Here is a 17,357-nt window from a genome sequence, read left to right on the forward strand (position 1 = left end):
CCAACCCCTAAAGGAGATCTTTGGACTCTTCGACAGAGAGGGTTCCCTCGGTCAACATGTCCAGCAGTTGGTCAATGCTGTCGCTATCGCTGGCGATCTCCGACTGTGACTCCCCAGCCCCAGCATCCCCGACGCCGCGTCGCGATCTGATATACGCTGCCTGGTCGGCGATCGTAGTGTATCTAAACAGGTCGGTTATATCCATAATTCCTGGATATCGCTCGTCGTAGTGCTTAAACATTTGCGAAGTCAATAGCGAGTTACCGCCCAACTCGCCGAAGTTCTCAAAGGCGTCGAACTCGGTGATGTCCAGCGTGGCGCCCCATATCTCGGCCACCGAGCGTTCGACGTCGCCGACGGTGTCCAGGCCGTGCAACGTCACCGTGCGTGTGCTCGTCGCTGACGGCCCGCGCTGCGTTGCGGGCCGCGACGCCGGCCCTGTGGCACGCATCCGGCCGGGCATGAGTACCGCCGGGTGGTCGGGCCGAGCCAGCAGTGCACCGAACACGTCGAGCGCTTCGCCGGTGTCCAGGGGCAGGAAACGGCCCTCCTCCTCCACCGCGCCCAGCCGCCAGGCCATCCCGGTCTCCCGCCAGGCGGGCCACTGGACGCTCACCGCCGGCAACCCGTGCAGACGCCGGTACTGTGCCAGGCTGTCCAGGACGAGATTGGCGGCAGTGTAGTCAGTCTGCCCGGGAGCCAGATCCAGACCGGAGATGCTCGAGAACGTGACGAAGAAGTCCAAGTCGTCGGCGTGCGTAGCCTCGTGCAGGTACACGCCGCCCAGCGCCTTGGGCCGGTAGACGCCGGCGAACTGTTCGGCGCTCTTGGTGTAGAGGAACCCGCTGCCCGGCCGGCCGGCCAGGTGCAGGATGCCCGAGATCCGGCCGTGCCGCCGCCTGACGCCGTCAACGGCGTCCAGTACCGCCGACCGTTCGCCGAGGTCGACCCGGAGCACCTCGAAGACGTCCAGCTCGCCGGACCACCGTTCCCACTCGGCCCGTTCGGTGTCGGCGCCCGGCGAACCCAGCAGGACGACCCGGCGTGCTCCGCGGCCGACCAGGTACTCGGTTACCGCGGTGCCGAGATCCCCCGTGCCGCCGGAGACGACGACCACCCCGTCAGCGGCAGCGACGGGCGACGACGTGGACCCGGCCGCGACGGCGTGCCTGCTCATGGTCGGTTCGTACGGCTGCCCGCCGCGGTAGAGCACGAACGGCGGCCGATCGGTCGCGGCGGCCTCGGCGACCAGGGTCTCCGGCGCGGTGTGCGCGTCGCTGTCGACACAGCGTATCCGTAGCGACGCGTACTCCAGCGCGGCGACCCGCATGGCGCCCAGCACGCCGGCCTGGCCCGGATCGAGGTCCGTCTCCTCGCCGGTGACCGCGAGCGCGTCCCGGGTCACGACCACCAGGTGGCCGTGCACGACCGGTTTGGCCTGCGCGATCCGGCCCAGCATGGCCACCGCCCGGTCGACCGGCCCGGCCACCTGCTCGGCCAGCGAGGTGTCGGCCGCCGGGACTGACGACAGCAGCGCGAAGACGAACTCCGTGACCCCGCCCAGCGGTTCATCCGGGTCGCCGACTGCGGACTCCGCCACCCGCACGGGGGTGTAGCCAGCCGCCTCGACCGCACACACCAGGCCGTCCGACGCGTCCCCGAAGTCGCCGCACAGCAGCACGGCGCCGGTGCCGTCCCCGGAGGGCGACGCGGTGGGGCGCTGCGTCGTCCGCCGGTACTCCTGCACATAGCCGTACGCCGAGGAGTCACCCAGGTCGAGGTCGGCGGCGGACATGAGGCAGTAGTTGTCGACGGTCAGCGCGACGTGGCCGTCGGGGTCGGCGACCCGGATGTCGAACGCGTACAACCGGCCGGGGATCGACTCCGGCCGCTTCCGGAAGTGTGCGACGACGCGGGCCGGGAGCGGGCCGTGGACGGTCAGCGAGCCGTAGGAGAACGGGAGGTACAACCGCTCGTCGTCGTAATGGTTGCTCGGAGCATTGATGAGTGCGTCGAACAGCGCCGGGTGCAGGACGTAGTCGCCGATCTCGTCCTGGTAGCGCGCCGGAAGCTCCAGGTCGTACAGGATCTCGGCCGACTCGTCGTCGGTCAGGGCGTCGTGCAGGCTCACGTTCCAGTGCTCGCCGGCCTCCAGGCCCTTCGTGCGGTCCGCTCCCTCAGGCTCCCGGATCGGGCGGTTCAGCCGGCGCCGTACATCATCCACCGGCAGGAGCTCGCCGGGACCGGGGTCCGCGAGGGAGAGTTCGGCCCGCGCGTTCCTGACCCACGTGCCATGGGCGGTCCGGCTGGTGATGACGGCGTCGGCGATGTCGTCATCACCAGTGATGATGACGTGCACCTCGGCCTCGTCGCCGTCCGGAACGGCCAGCGGCGTCTCGAACACCACGTTCCGCAGGGTCAGCCCGGCGGAACTGCGACCCCGCTGCTGCGCGGCCGCGACGATCATCTCCACCAGTCCCGTCCCGGGCAGCACGCTGACCCCGTGGACCCGGTGCTCAGCCAGTTCCCAGTGGTCATCGGGGCGCAGCCGATGGATGACGACGTCCCGATCCCACATGCGCACGACGTCGGCCGCTGCCGGCAGCCCGCCACTCCGGGCGCTCGCACGGTCGGCCTCGATCCAGCACCGGGTCCGCTCGAAGGGATACGCCGGCAGTGGCACCCGGCGTGCCCCCTCGGACGTCGCCGCGCGCCAGTCGATCTCCGCACCCCGGGTATAGAGCGAGGCGAGTCGGCGGACCAGGCCGCGACCGGTGTCCGCCCCGGCCACCAGGGCCGCCGCCTCCCGGTCCAGCTTCGCGCGTTCGCTCTCGGTGACGTCATGCGCGTCACGCTTCTCGCTGTGATCCAGCACCACCCGGAAATCGCCCCGGCTCACGTCGTCGCCGACGTCGGGAGTGCCGGCGGCGTCCACGAACTCGCTGAGATGGCCCGCGAGTTCCTGAAGGTCCGAGAAGACGAACGCAGCACGGCAGCGATGGTGCAGACGGCCGATCGAGGCGGTGAAGGCCACATCGGACGGCTCCACGTCGGCGCTGAGAGCGAAGTCACGGTAAAGCCGCGCGAGCCTGCCCAGGCCCCGCGGGTCTGGAGCGCTCAAAGGCAGCAAGAAGCACTCGCTCGCCTGCTGGAACGCTTCCCGGGCCGGGGCCGGGTCGGCGCTGCGGACGATGAGGTGGCAGTTCGTGCCGCTCAGCCCGAAGCTGCTGATCCCCGCGTAGAGCGTTTCCTGGTCGTCGCCGGGCCACGGGACCGTTCGGTCGTTGACGTACACCGGCGATTGCGGAAAGTTGATGTTCGGGTTCGGCTCGGCGAAATGGAGGCTTGCCGGAAGAGTCCGGTGGCGTAGGGACAGCACGAGCTTGGCAAGACCGGCCAGGCCCGAGGCATTGTCCATGTGGCCGATGTTCGTCTTGACCGTGCCGATACCGCAGAACTGCCGCCGCGAGGTCTGGCGGGAGAACGCACGCTCGATGCCGCCGATCTCGGCCGGATCGCCGAGCTTGGTGGCCGTGCCGTGCGCCTCGATGAAGCTGATCTGGTCGGCTGTGACACCGGCGTCGGTCTGGGCTGCCTCGATCAAGTCGGCCTGTGCCGCCACGTTCGGGGCGGTGATGCCGTTGGAAGCCCCGTCCTGGTTGACCGCGCCGCCCATGATGACCGCGTGGATGGTGTCTCCGTCGCGACGGGCGAGGTCGAGATCCTTGAGGACGAAGGCGAAGCACCCCTCGGCGGCGCTGGTGCCGTCGCTGCGTCGGTCGAACGTCCGGGTGCGACCGTCGGCGGCGGCGTTGTCGCGGATGTACTTGATGCCGATGCCGGACTCGTCAGCCACGAGCGGCAACAGGTCACAGTTCACGGCGCCGGCCAGCGCCATCGTGCATTCGCCGGCCTGGATCGCGCGGCAGGCCGTGTACACCGCCGTCAGCCCGGACGAGCAAGCCGTGTCGACGAGCATCGAGGGGCCTCGTAGATCGAGCAGGTAGGCCAGCCGGCTGCCGATGATCGACGCGATGTTGCCGGCGACGGCGATCTCCGGGGCGTCGGGCGCGATCCCTTGGACGATCGCGCGGTAGGACATCCCGAAGTCGGCCGACATGCCCACGTAGACGCCGACCTTCTCGCCCCGGATCTCCTTGCTCAGGTAGCCGGAGTCCTCCAGTGCGGCCCATGACGTCTCGAGGAAGATCCGCTGGTGGGGGTCGATGGTCTTGGCCTCGAGCGGAGACAACGAGAAGAACCTGTGGTCGAACTCAGCCACCGACGGCATCCGCGTGCCGCCGATGTAGCGCTCATCGGTCTCCGGCAGCGGCGCACCGCGGGCGGTCAGGAACGCGTCGATGTCGGCACAGCGCTCTTTGGACAGGGCACGGTACCCCTCCCCGCCGTGCAGGATCATCGACCAGAACTCGTCGAGGTTCGCCGCCTCGCCGGCGCGGCCGCTCATCCCGACGATCGCCACGGGGGCTGTCGTCCGCTCCGCGCCGGAGCGGGTGATGCGCACCTCGTCGTCCGAGTCGGTGCGGGACAGGTCCAGATCATCCAGACCGAGCAGGGACGTCATGCGGTGGACCCTCCGGCTGTCGGCTCGAGGGCGGCGTCACCGGTCCGGCGCAGGATCGACGCGATCCGGTCGCTCTGCTCCGCCTCGGGAACCCTCTTGGTCCGCATGATCGTCAGGAGCAGCTCCACCGCGGAACGCTTCTGCTCCTCGGTGAGCTCGTCCTTGTCCATCCGGTTCAGTTCCTGGAGTTTGCGATAGGGCGTCAGCACGCCCGCGGTGTACGCGGTGTCGTCGAAGTTCCGGTTCCGCGTCGCCGCGGCCGCCCCCATGCACAGCCCCGCCAGCCCGGGTTCGGCCTTCTTCGCCTCGATCAGGCGGTCAACTGCCGCGTACGCCTCGTCGGTGTCCTCATCGAGGCTGTGGACGGCGTCCGAGCCGACCACGCCGCCGATCAGCTTCGCCAGTACCTTCTTCGGTCCGGACTCCAGCCACAGGCTCACGTCCTGGGTGGCGAGCGAAGAGACGACCGAACTCCACCGGACCGGACTGGTCAGCTGGAGGGCGAGCGCGTCGGGGATCTCCCGGGCGCTGCCGTAGACGGCGCCGGTGATGGTGGAGTACACCGGCACCCGCGGGGCGCTGAACTCGATCTCGCCGATCGCCTTGACGTAGGCGGGCACGGCACCGGCCATGTACGTGCTGTGGAACGCGCCGGCCACGTTGAGCCGGATGACCCGGTGGCCCCGGCCCTCCAGGTAGGAGGTCATCGCTTTCAGGTCGTCCAGGGTGCCCGAGAGCACCGTCTGCTCCTCGGCGTTGTAGTTCGCGATCTGGACGTCGTGGCTCCCGCCGTTGAACTCGTCGACATGCTTCTCGACCTCGGCGACCGGCATCCGGACCGCGATCATGCCTGTGCGGTTCTCGGTGGCACAGACCTCCATCGCCTCACCGCGCACCTTGACCAGCCGGACCGCGTCCTCGAAGCTCAGCGCTCCTGCCGACGCCAGCGCCGTGATCTCACCCAGGCTGTGCCCGGCCATGGCCGCGACCGGGAGTTCGCGCTGCGCGGACAGGACCTCGTGCATCGAGTAGCCGAGCACCAGCAGAGCGACCTGGGCGTGCCGGGTCTTCGTCAGCTCTGTCGGCGCCGCTGAGAAGCAGAGCTCCTCCAGCGAGTAGCCCACGATCTCCGACGCCCGGGTGAAACGGTCACGGACACTTTCGTGGGTGTCGAACCAGGTCCGGCCCATTCCGGTGAACTGGGAGCCCTGACCGGGGAACACGATCACCAGGTTGTTCATGCTCGGTCCTCTTTCTTCGATGCGTTCGAGTCGGCGGCGTCCACGACTCCGAGCACCTTGATGTAGCTGCTCAGGAGCTGTTCCATCTGTGCGGCGTCGACGGTCCGGGTATGGGAGATGCAGGCGGTGGCCCGTTCGGTGCGGGAGTCCACCGTGAGCACGATGTCGAAGTGCCGGAGCAGCTCGGCCGCGTCAGCCTGCGTGCCGCTGGTACGGCAGCCGACGGTGACAGCCGCGGCGTTGGGCGGGGTGGGCGACGCGTGCCGCAGATCCACCCTCTGTCCGTCGGAGTGGACGTGGCTCCGGTACTCCTCGACGATCTCGCCCAGATCGGTCTTGCCGGCCAGTGCGAGCCGGGCCAGCACCACATCGCCGGCGGGCCGGACGACGCCGAGGGTGATCTCGTCGCGGTCCAGCAGCTTGCCCAGGGTGACGGCGAATGCCGCGTGCAAGGGGGCGTCCGAGTCACCGGTGGCCTCCCGCAGTCGGTTCAGCGTGTCGCGGATCCGGCCCGGCAGTGTCGTTTCGACCCGTCCGGCGATCGCCCCCTGGCCGGCCTGCCAGGTGGCCGGGACCGGGATCGCGGCCTCGGCGAGGCCGTCGTCGCCGGCGCGCCGCGCGAGCTCGGTCGCCAGGTGGCCGCGCAGACGCCCGATCGTGGGGTTGGCGAACAGGTCACTCACGTCGAGCATGTCCGGGAAGGCGGTGTTCAGTTCTTCCAGCAGGAGTACGAGGCTGAACGAGTTCCCGCCGAGGTCGAAGAAGCTGTCGTCGTAGCTCATCGGGATGTTGCCGAGCACCTTTTTCCACGCGGCCACCACCTGCTCGTCGACGCGCGACCGCGTGCCGTCGTCGCCGGCGGCGGGCTCGTCGGCGGCGGCCACATCGACGCGTGCCAGCGCCGGCCGGTCCACCTTGCCGCTCGTCGTCGTCGGGATGTGCGGCACCTCCGTCAGCGTGGCGGGAAGCATGTAGTCGGCCAGGCTTCGGGCGAGGAACTCCTTGAGGTCCTCAGGACGGAGGGGGGCTCCGTCGCGTACCTGGTAGAAGCCGCCGATGACGTGGTTGCCGGGCGATATCTCCCGGACGACCGCCGCCGCCCCTGCGACCAGGTCGTGCCCGGCCATCGCCAGCTCGATCTCCTCGAGCTCGATCCGGTAGCCGCGGACCTTCACCTGGTTGTCGATGCGCCCGAGGCAGTGGACCTCGCCGTCCTTCCAGTACGCCTGGTCACCGCACCGGTACATCCGGCCGCCGGAGAACGGGTCGTCCCGGAACAGGTCCTCGGTCAGATCCGGTCGGTCGAGGTACCCGGGCGATACGCCGAGCCCGCCGATCCACAGGTTCCCGGCGGTGCCCTCCGGGACCAACTGAAGGTGGTCGTCGAGCACGTAGAAGGTCGTGTTGGCGATCGGTGTCCCGATGCTTAGGGGCGTGTCGGGGGTGAGGTCCTTGACGCTGGACCAGATGCAGGTCTCCGTCGGCCCGAAGACGTTGAATATCTGCAACGACTCGTGCGACCTCAGGCCGGCCAGCAGGTTCTCCGGGAAAGCCTCCCCGCCGACGAAGATCTTCTCCAGGGAGCCCAGGGCGGCGGCCGCTCGCGGATCGCTGCACAGCAGGCGCAGTCGCGTGGGCGTCAACTGCAGGTAGTCGACCTCGTTGGCGGTCAGGAATGCCGCGAGCCCCGTCGGCGTGCGCGCATCGGTCTCCTCGGCGACGACCACGGTGCCGCCCTGGGCCAGGGTCAGCAGGGTCTCCAGCAGGTGGATGTCGAACGACGGCGTCGTCAGACACGCCACCGTCTTGCCCTCCGCCCACCCGAGCGCGTCGGGCATGCCGCACAGGAAGTTGGCCAGGGACCCATTGGTGACCATGACGCCCTTGGGGGCGCCTGTGGAGCCGGACGTGAAGATGGCGTAAGCGAGGTCCTCGGCCTTGGCCGGGGCCACCGTCGGTGGCTGGGCCGCCGCCAGGTACTCCTTGGTAACCGTGAAGGCCCGCTCTCCCAGCTCCAGAGCGACGGCGAGCTCCGTCGAGCAGACGACCTTCACCGGTACGGCGATGTCGATCATCGACCTGAGCCGGGCCGGCGGGTTCGTCACGTCCATCGGGAGCCAGGCACCCCCGACCCGGTTGATCGCGAGCATCGCGACGACCAGGTCCGGTGAGGGCGGCAACAGCAGCCCGACGACATCCCCGGCACCCACACCCTGCTCCTGCAGGAGCCCGGCGTAGCGGTCGACCCGCTGCGCCAGGTGTTCGTAGGTCAGATCCTCGCCGCGGAAACGGATCGCCGGTTCCTCGGCATACTTCTTGAACGCCTCTTCGAACAGCTCGGTCAGCCCCGGCACTTCGCTGCGAACCGGTCCGGCCCCCCAGGCCAGCAGGGTGTCCCGCGCGGTGTCGTCAAGCAGCGGCAGTTCCCCGATGGTCCGGTCCGGATCGGCGACCACCTGCGCTATGAGGGCCTGGTACTGCTCCATCAGCTCGGCGGCACGCTCCCGGCCGTAGAAGGCGCCGAAGCCCAAGTCGCCGTACAGCCCGCCATCGCGCTCGGTGAGTTCGAGGTTGAGTGCCACCATGGATCGGTCACCGCCGAAGTCCTCGGTCGTGCCGGTGACCTCGCCGAACCGGTGTGCGCGCGTCCGGGCGTTGGTGAACGTGAAGTTCACGTCGAACAGGGGATTGCGGCCGTAGTCACGCGTGAGATCCAGTTCCTGGACCAGCGTCTCGTACGCGTACAGCGAGTGGTCGATGGCGGCGAGGCTGGTGTCCTGGACCTGTACGAGCAGCTCGCTGACCCGCGTGTCCGGCGTCGGGCTGATCCGTAGCGGCAGCGACTGGGCGAACATGCCGACCGTCCGCTCGAACGAGCCGAGGATGCGCTGGTCCATCGGCACGCCGATGCACAGGTCCGCGCTCTTGCCGACCCTGGAGAGCAGCACCGACCACAACGACAGGTAGAAGACGAACGGTGTCGTCTTGTGCCGCCGGATCATGGCCGTGGCCGCCTCGTGCAGATCGCCGTCGATCATGAAGTAGTGATGATGGCCGGCGAAGTCGCTCACCACGGGATACGGCGCGTCGGAGGGGACGTCCAGGAGTTCCGGCGGTGTCTCGAACTGTCGCAGCCACCACTGCCGGTGCCGCTCGTACTCGGGCCGGTCGGCCACCTCGGACTGAAGTCGTACGAGCGCTTCGTACCCGGCGGTGGGCGCCTCCTCGACCAGTCTGCCGTGCGTGAGGTGGGCGGCAAGGTCATCCAGGATGATCTCCAGCGAGGCACCGTCGGCGATGATGTGGTGGAACGAGAGCACCAGGTGGTGCACACCCTCGGTGTCGATCACGATGCCGTACCGCCACAGCGGCGCCGTGTCGAGGTCGAACGGCGCGTTCATCGCCGCCCTGATGTCCTCGGTGCTCAGGTCCGGGGTCCGGAGCTGGTCGAACAGGTGGGACTCGACCGTGACGTGCGGCTCGACCCGGGCGCGGATCTCGGTCGCGTCGATCTCGTACCGGCTCCGCAGCTTCGGGTGTTTGCCGGCGATGGCCGCGAACGCCCGGTCCACAGCGGCGGGATCGAGCGGGCCGTCGAAGCGCAGTCCCGCGAGGATCTGGTAGGCCTCGTTGCCGCCGCGCATGCGGGACAGGACGTAGACGCCCTTCTCCTGCAACGACGTCGCCTCGGCCGGAGTCGTCTTGGCCGGTGTCGCCTCGGCCGGCGACGTCTTGGCCGGCGACGACACCGCCCGGCGGAAGTCGAAGCCACCGGCGCGCAGCGCCTCCACGCTCGCGCCGATCGCATCGAGGATCCGGTCCTGGTGTTCCCGGGTGTGCGCGAACGAGAAGAACGCCGTGCGTCGTTCCCATACATAGACGCCGTGGTAGGCCATCAGCTTGAAGAACAGGTTCAGCGTCATGGCCAGACCGGCCATGTCCGCGGCGACCATGGGCTCGTAGCGGTACAGCGAGGAGAAGTGGCCCACCCTCAGGGGCACGTCGGCCGCCTCGAAGTAGTCGTTCGCGCGCTGGGCGAACTCCTCGGTGAACCGGTTCAGCCGGGGCAGTTCCTCGGCGCCGGATTCCCGCAAGCGGGTCAGGACCGCCTTGCACGCCGCCATCGTCAACGGGTGCTTGCAGAACGTGCCCGCGAAGAAGGTCGTCGGGACGGCCGGCTTGGAGTCGTCGACGTCGGACCAGGCACCGCCGTCGACGGCGTCCAGGTACCGGCTCTTCCCGGCGATGATGCCGATCGGCATGCCGCCGCCGACGAGCTTGCCGTAGAGCGACATGTCGGACTCGACGCCGAAGTAGGACTGGGCGCCGCCCAGCTCGACCCGGAACCCGACGATCATCTCGTCGAAGATCAGGGCGATCCCGTGCTCCGTGCATATCTCCCGCAGTTCCCGCAGGAACTCCCGCGGCTGCAAACCGGGGTTGCGCGACTGCACCGGTTCCACCAGGACGGCGGCCAGGTCATGACCGTGTTCCCGGATCCGCTCCAGGGCCTCCGGGCTCCCGTAGGTGAGCACCATCGTGTCGTCGACCATCGACTGCGGGATGCCGATCGACATCGGCATGCTGTCCGAACCGTCGGCCTCGGCGAGCACCGCGTCGTACGCACCGTGGAACGAAGTGGTGAACCGGGCGATCCGGTCGCGGCCGCTGACGGCCCGCGCCAGTCGTACCGACACCATGACGGCCTCGGTCCCGGTGTTGCAGAACGCCACCCGCTCGGCGCCCGCCATCTCGTGGATGAGCTCGGCCACCTCGCCGGCCAGCCGGTTCTGCGGCCCCAACTCGTATCCGCGCTCAAGCTGGTCACGCACCGCGTCGACGACGAAATCGGGCTGGTGTCCGAAGAAGTGCACCCCGTAGCCCATGGCGGTGTCCAGGTACTCGTTGCCGTCCAGGTCCCAGAAGAAGGCGCCCTGAGACCGGGCGGAGACCACCGGGTAGACGGTTTCCTTCAGGCTCGGATTGAAGTTGAGCGAGGAGATCCAGTCGGCCAGGGTCTTCCGGTGCTCGTTAGCGAAGACCTTGGACTGGTAGGTTTTAGCGGTGTATTTCACGACGAAGTCACGGACGAACCGGCTCTGCTCGTCGGTGAGCCGGTCGGCGGCGAGCTCGATGTTGTTCGAGTACGTCCCCACCTTCTTGGCCGGCTGCCGCTTCGCCCGCACCGGTACCGGCGGAGCACCGGGTGCCGGGGCGGCGGGTGCCGGGGCGGCGGGTGCCGGGGCGGCGACGGTCCCTGCCAGCACCTGCAACTGCTGCTCCATCAGGGCCAGCTGGGAACGGATGACCCCCTCCACGCCCGGTGCCGAGGTGCCTGCTCCACCGCCTGCACCGCTGCCGTTCAGGGTGGCCGCCGCGGCGGCCACCGCACCGCTCGCCGAGGTGGGAACCGCGTCGGCGGCCGCCGGCGCGGCGATCGGCTCAGGAGCCGCGCTCGCCGCCACCTCGGCGGGCCGGTGCTGGAGGACGAAGTCCGTCACCGCGCCGAGGGTGTGCAGCGACTCGAAGAACTTCCTGATCGGGATGTCGACGTCGTATTCCATTTCGACGCGTTTGCCCAGCTGGACGAGCATGAGGGAGTCGACCCCGAGCGAGAACAGCTCCAGGGACTCCTCCATGTCCCCGGCGGCGGCTCCGGTGACCTGGTTCAGCGCCTGCTTGACGAACCCGAGGACCGGGGCCCGGCCGGCCGCGGGGTCCGGTGCGGTGATCTCTGCCTCGTGAGCGCTGGCTGCCACGACGTCGCCGCCCTTTCCCGTGCGGTCGGGATACCAGATTCGTTGCCGGTCCCAAGGGGTGTGCGGCAGCTCCCGCACCCGCCGCCCGGGCGTTCCCGGCAGCCGGTCGAAGGCGAGGTCGCGGCCGTGCTCCCACAGTCGGCCGGCGCTCTCGAGCATTTGGCGGACGTCCGAACGTCCCTTGCGCAGACTCGGCAGGACCAGCACCTCGTCGGGGAACTCCTGGGCGATCAGGCCCCCGAGGGTCGCCATCGCACCGATCTCGACGAAGGTGCGCAGGCCGGCGTCGTACGCCGCCCCGACGGCCTTCCGGAACATGACGGGCTCGACCAGATGGCGACTCCAGTACGCGGCGTCGATCGTGCTGTCGCGTCCCACCGGCGCCCCGGTCTGGGCGGAGAACCACGGGATCGTGGGAGCGTCGAACTGGTGATCGCGGATCAGCTGGTGCAGACGCTCGGCACCTTGGGCCATCTGGGCGGAGTGGAAGGGATGCGACACCTCCAGACGCTCGGAGAAGATCCGCTGCTTGCGTGCAGCCTTCAGGGCGGCGTTGACGCTGTCGGTCAGCCCGGACACGGTGACGTTCTCCCGTGCGTTCACGGCGGCCACGCTCACGTCGGGGAACGGCCGGAGCAGTTCCTCGGCGCGGTCCAACGAGCACAGCAGGGTCGCCATCGAGCCGTTGCGCGGCGTGTCCTCCATGACGCGGGCCCGGTGCATCACCAGGTCGACCGCGTCCTCACGCCCCATGACGCCGGCGAAGCAGGCGGCCGCGTACTCGCCGATGCTGTGCCCGATGACGGCGACCGGGGTCACCCCCAGCGTCGTCCAGTACCGGGCCAGTGCCAGTTCCACCGCGAAGATCATCGGCTGGGAGTACAGCGGCGACCGGAACGCGTCCGCGTCGTCGCCGAACATGATGTCCAGCAGCCCGATGCCGCCCGCCCGGCGGAACTCGTCGCCGAGCTCGTCCAGTTCGTGCCGGAAAGCCTCGGCGTGGTCGTACAGCTCCCGGGCCATCCCCGGGTACTGCGTGCCCTGGCCGGAGAAGACGAATACCTCCTCGGCACCGCCGCGTCCGGAAGGTGCCGGAGACCGGGATTCCCTTGCGGTCCCGACGGCGGCCGGGATGTCGGAGACGTCCGCGCACACCAGTGCGGCGCGGTGCCGGAGACTTCGCCGGGCGCCCAGGGTCCGGGCGATGTCAGCCGCCTCGGCCGGTGTCCGGGAACTCCACTCGGCGAGGTTCTCCAGGGCGGTCCGCAGCGCCCGGTCGGAGCCCGCGGACACCGGCAGCAACCGCGGCACGTCGGGCGGCGACGCGTCGAGCGGGGCGACGGCCGGTTGGGGCCGGTCGTACTCCTCGACGATCAGGTGGGCGTTGGTTCCGCTGATGCCGAAGGAGCTGATGCCGGCACGCCGGCGTCCACCGCTGGGCTCCCACGCCGTCTCGCTGCCGACGACCTCGATCGGGATCGATGCCCAGTCCACCATCGGGTTTCCGGTACGGAAGTGCAGTGTTCCCGGCAGGCGGCCGTGCTCGAGCGAGACCACGATCTTGCACAGCGCCGCCATCCCGGCGGCGGACTCCAGGTGACCGAGGTTGGACTTGACGCTGCCGACCCGCAGCGGAGCCGAGCGACCGGCGAAGACCCGCGCCAGGGCGTTGATCTCCTGCGGGTCGCCGATCGGCGTCCCCGAGCCGTGTGCCTCGACATAGGAGACGTCCTCGATTCCGAGTTCCGCCTCGGCGAGGGCCTCCTCGATCACCCCGGCCTGGGCCGTCCCGTTCGGCACGGTGAACCCACCGTTGTGGCCGTTGTGGTTCACCGCCGAACCGCTGAGCACGGCCAGGATGTCGTCGCCGTCCCGCTCGGCATCGGAGAGCCGCTTGAGTACGACGACCGCGCCGCCCTCGCTGCGGATGTAGCCGTCGGCACCGGCGTCGAAGCTCCGGCACCGCCCGGACGGCGACAGGGCCCGCAGCCGGGACCACGACAGGTGGCCCTCCGGGCTCAGGATCAGGTTCACCCCGGCCGCCACGACCAGGTCGCAGCCGCCCTGTTTCAGCTCCCGGGCACCCAGATGCAGGGCGTACAGCGACGAGGAGCAGGCGGTGTCGATCGCCATGCTCGGACCGCGGAAGCCGTACACGTAGGAGAGCCGTCCGGCGGCGGCGTTCGCCATGTTGCCGGTGTAGGCGTACGCCTCGTGCGAGTAGCCCAGATCCTTGCCGACCTGCCGGTAGTCGTTGTTGTAGACGCCTACGAACGTGCCGACCCGGCCGTTCTCGCCCGCCGCGTACGGATCGATCCCGGCGTCCTCGAAGGCCTCCCACGTCAGCTCGAGGAGCAGCCGCTGCTGCGGGTCCATCTGTTCGGCCTCATGCGGCGAGATGTTGAAGAACAGCGGGTCGAACTGGTCGACGTCGGGAAGGTACCCGCCCTGGGTAGTGGTCACCTCGCCCAGATCCAGAGGACTCTGCGGCCACCGGTCGGCCGGGACGTCGGTGACCACGTCCTCCTGGCGGCTCAGCACGTCCCAGAGCCGTTCCCGGGTCCGGATCCCACCGGGCAACCGGAAGGACATCCCGACCACGGCGACGGGCTCGGTCGACGGCACCCTCGACGCCGAGGCCTTCGTCGGCGCCGGTGCGGCGGCCGGCGTCGACGCGTCGGTACGGGCCCGGCCCGTGCTCCGGCCATCCAGCCTCCGCCGGATCTCGCCGACCAGGGCCCCGATCCTGGGATGGTCGATGATGCAGGTGCTCTCCAGCGTCACGTCGAGGTGGCGCTGGAGCTGCGTCTGCAGCCGGACCAGCTGGATCGAGTCGAATCCCAGGTCGAACAGGCTCTGTTCGTCGGCGTCAGTCGCCACAGCCGCGGCACCCGGCGCCGGCGATGGCAGCTCCGTGGCGGCACCGAAGCCCAGTTCACCGAGGATGTGTGCGAACACCGCGTCCACCGGGTCACTCGCTCCCGCCGGGCCGGGTTCGGGTCCGGCCTCGACCACGAGGGCTTCGTCGATGGCTGGAGTAACCAGGTCGGGCAGGTCGATCTCTGCCCCGCGTCCCTCGAACACCGGGCGCCAGTCGACGGTGACGCCACGTACGTACGCCTCGGCCAGCGACGCCCCGAACCGGTCCATCCCCTGCTGGTCCCGACGCAGCGTGCCGATCACCGGCGTCGCGCCGCCTCCCACGATCTCGTTCATCGCGGTGAGCAGCACCGGGTGCGCGCTGAGTTCCACCAGCGCCGGGTGTCCGTCGGCCAGAGCCGCCCGGGCCGCCTGTTCGAACAGTACGGGCTGTCGCAGATTGCGGTACCAGTACTCCGCGTCCAGGTCGGCGGTATCGATCCGCCCCCCGGTCACGCTGGAGTGGAACGGGAGCTCGGTGGCGCGCGGGGCCACGACCCCGAGAGAGGCGAGCAGGTGCTCGCGTTGTCCCTCCACCCGCGGCGAGTGCGCCGGGAAGTCGACCGAGAGCTTCTGGGCGTAGGAGCCTTCCTCGCGCAGGACCTCGATGGTCTCCTCGATGGCGGGCGTGGTGCCGGCCACGACCACGGAGCGCGGTGCGAGCCGTCCCGCGATGTCCAGGCCTGCCCCGGAGGGGCCGAACCGCTCGGTGACCTCGTCGGCGGTGAGCCCGATGATGGCCATCGACCCCTGACCCACCAGGGGAACGTGCGCCCGGCTCCAGAGCACCGCGACCCGTGTGGCCTCCTCCAGTGACAGGGCACCGGAGACGCAGGCGGCCGCGATCTCGCCGAGGCTGAATCCGACCACGGCGCGGGGACGGACGCCGTGGGACTGCCAGAGCTCGGCCAGCGAGACCATGACGGCGAACAAGGCGGGCTCGACCACGTCGGGGCCAAGTTCCTGTCCGGCGGCACCCTCCCCGCGCAGCACGTCGAGCAGCGACCAGTCGACGTGCTGTTCAAGCGCCTCGGCGCACTCGCCGAGCCGACGGGCGAAGACCGGCGAGGATTCCAGCAGGGCGGCGCCCATGCCGGGGAACACCGCACCCTGACCGGGGAAGACGAACACCGGGCCGGTCTCCTCAGGGGCCGTGCCCCGGAGGACGTGTGCGTGGGGCCGGCCGTGCTCCACCGCCGTCAGTGCGGCTGCGACGTCACCTCCGTGAGCCCATACGACCGCGCGGTGCCCGTGCGGCGGGTTCGTCGCGGCGAGAGCGCGGCCCACGGCCCATGGGTCGGGGTCGGTCTGCTCGACGTACCGGCGCAGCCGCCGCGCCGAGGATCGCAGCGTGTCGTCGGTTTCGGCGCCGAGGATCCAGGGAAGTGCGGACATGTTGCCCCGCGGGCGTCCGCCCCCCACGCCGTCGGTGTGCGTCATGACAGGTTGCCCCCGTGTCTTCCCGCGAACGACTTGTAGCCGTGGTCGGCGATCAGAATCTGCTGCAACTGCGAGGTACCCTCGATGATTTCGAGGATCTTCGCCTCCCGGAAAAGGCGCTCCGCCGGATACTCCGACCAGCACCCGTTGCCGCCGAGCACCTGCACCGCGTCCGAGGTGACCTGCTGGGCGATCGTCGACGAGAAGTACTTGGCCACGTTGGTGTGCATGACGGCATCCTGGTCGCGCTCGATCCGTGACCGGCCGGCCCGGCGGCACAGCTCACGGGCGGCGGCGACGTTGGACACGGCGTCGGCCACCATCTTCTGCACCAGCTGATGGGCGCCGATCTTCACGCCGAACTGCACCCGGCTCGTCGCGTACGCGCACATCTGCTCCAACGCCGCCTGCGCGATCGCCACCCCGGCCCAAGCGATGCTGTACCGGCCGAAGAACAGCGCGGTGTTGGCGACGAACCCGAACCCCGCGCCGATGCCGGCGACGAGATTCTCCTTCGGCACCGCCACGTCAGTGAACGAGACCCGCGCCATGTGGGTCGCCCGGTTGCCGAGCAGACCCGACATCGGGTGGACCTCGACTCCGTCGGTGTCCCGGTCGACCATGAAGGCACTGACCGCGCCGTTGTCGGTGGCGAAGACCAGGAACACGTCGGCGAGGCCGGCGAAGGAGATCCACTTCTTCTCGCCGTTGAGGACGAAGACATCGCCCTTGCCCACGTACGTGGTCGACACCGAGGCCGCGTCGGAGCCGGCGCCGGGCTCGGACAGCGCGAAGCAGCCGATGCGCCGTCCGGCGGCCAGGTCCGGGAGGTACTTCTCCTTGAGCCGGGCCGAGCCGCGCTCGGCGAGCGTCTCCCCGATCAGGGAGGTGTGGACGGTCAGGAGCGCCCGCGTCGAGCAGCAGGCCTTGCCGATCGTCTCGGTCAATTCCCCATACGCCAACGGGTCCAGGCCGAGCCCACCCCACCGGACGGGAATGGCGGCGCCGAGGAAACCGGCCGCGGCCATCTCCTCGATCACGTCGGGTGCGAGGCGTTCGGTGCGATCGAACTCCTGGGCACGCGGCGCCAGCGTGGCGGAGAACGACGCTGCGCGGGCGAGCGCGTCGGTCCCGGTGGCCTCAGCCATCGATGCCATCTGCCAGCGTGCCGACCATCGCGGCCATCCGGTTCACCGAACTGAAGTTCTGCAGGGTGATGCAGTCATCGGGAATCTCCACTCCGAAGGTGGTCTCGAGATGGTCCAGCAACTGCATGGCGAAGACCGAGGTGACGAAACCCTTCTCGAAGATGTTGTCGTCGTCGTGCAGGTCGGCCTCGCTCAATGTGGACATGTGCTGTCGCACGTAGGCCCGGATCGCGGCTGCCGCGTCCGTCTCCGTTTGGCTCGTCAT

At 69.5% G+C, this 17,357-nt stretch carries 5 protein-coding genes; all 5 read right to left on the bottom strand.

The genetic code is table 11. The features are described from left to right. Positions 1–7 precede the first annotated feature (7 nt). Genes AB0F29_RS11190 through AB0F29_RS11210 form a run of 5 tightly spaced genes read right to left on the bottom strand, consistent with a single transcriptional unit; the run spans position 8 to position 17,357 of the window. A complete protein-coding gene (locus AB0F29_RS11190) occupies positions 8–4,585 on the bottom strand; it encodes a beta-ketoacyl synthase N-terminal-like domain-containing protein (protein WP_361870053.1) in 4,578 nt (1,525 codons plus the stop codon). After that, positions 4,582–5,826, bottom strand: coding sequence for an ACP S-malonyltransferase (locus tag AB0F29_RS11195; RefSeq protein ID WP_361870055.1), 1,245 nt, complete (start codon positions 5,824–5,826; stop codon positions 4,582–4,584). Before AB0F29_RS11195 ends, AB0F29_RS11190 begins: the two co-directional genes overlap by 4 nt. Then, a complete protein-coding gene (locus tag AB0F29_RS11200; protein WP_361870057.1) occupies positions 5,823–15,944 on the bottom strand; it encodes an amino acid adenylation domain-containing protein in 10,122 nt (3,373 codons plus the stop codon). Before AB0F29_RS11200 ends, AB0F29_RS11195 begins: the two co-directional genes overlap by 4 nt. Next, the gene (locus AB0F29_RS11205) at positions 15,941–17,092 is read right to left on the bottom strand and encodes an acyl-CoA dehydrogenase family protein (protein ID WP_361870059.1); all 1,152 of its coding nucleotides are present in this window, start codon (positions 17,090–17,092) and stop codon (positions 15,941–15,943) included. The genes AB0F29_RS11200 and AB0F29_RS11205 overlap by 4 nt, the downstream gene beginning before the upstream one ends. Next, the gene (locus AB0F29_RS11210; protein ID WP_361870061.1) at positions 17,085–17,357 is read right to left on the bottom strand and encodes a phosphopantetheine-binding protein; all 273 of its coding nucleotides are present in this window, start codon (positions 17,355–17,357) and stop codon (positions 17,085–17,087) included. The genes AB0F29_RS11205 and AB0F29_RS11210 overlap by 8 nt, the downstream gene beginning before the upstream one ends.

Source organism: Streptomyces sp. NPDC026589 (assembly GCF_040638385.1).
In the GTDB taxonomy this organism is placed as follows: Bacteria; Actinomycetota; Actinomycetes; order Streptomycetales; family Streptomycetaceae; genus Streptomyces.

Coding starts and splice junctions, on each gene's coding strand:
- AB0F29_RS11195 (WP_361870055.1), bottom strand. CDS start 5,826: ATGAACAACCTGGTGATCGTGTTCCCCGGTCAGGGCTCCCAGTTCACC.
- AB0F29_RS11210 (WP_361870061.1), bottom strand. CDS start 17,357: ATGACGAGCCAAACGGAGACGGACGCGGCAGCCGCGATCCGGGCCTAC.
- AB0F29_RS11205 (WP_361870059.1), bottom strand. CDS start 17,092: ATGGCTGAGGCCACCGGGACCGACGCGCTCGCCCGCGCAGCGTCGTTC.
- AB0F29_RS11200 (WP_361870057.1), bottom strand. CDS start 15,944: ATGACGCACACCGACGGCGTGGGGGGCGGACGCCCGCGGGGCAACATG.
- AB0F29_RS11190 (WP_361870053.1), bottom strand. CDS start 4,585: ATGACGTCCCTGCTCGGTCTGGATGATCTGGACCTGTCCCGCACCGAC.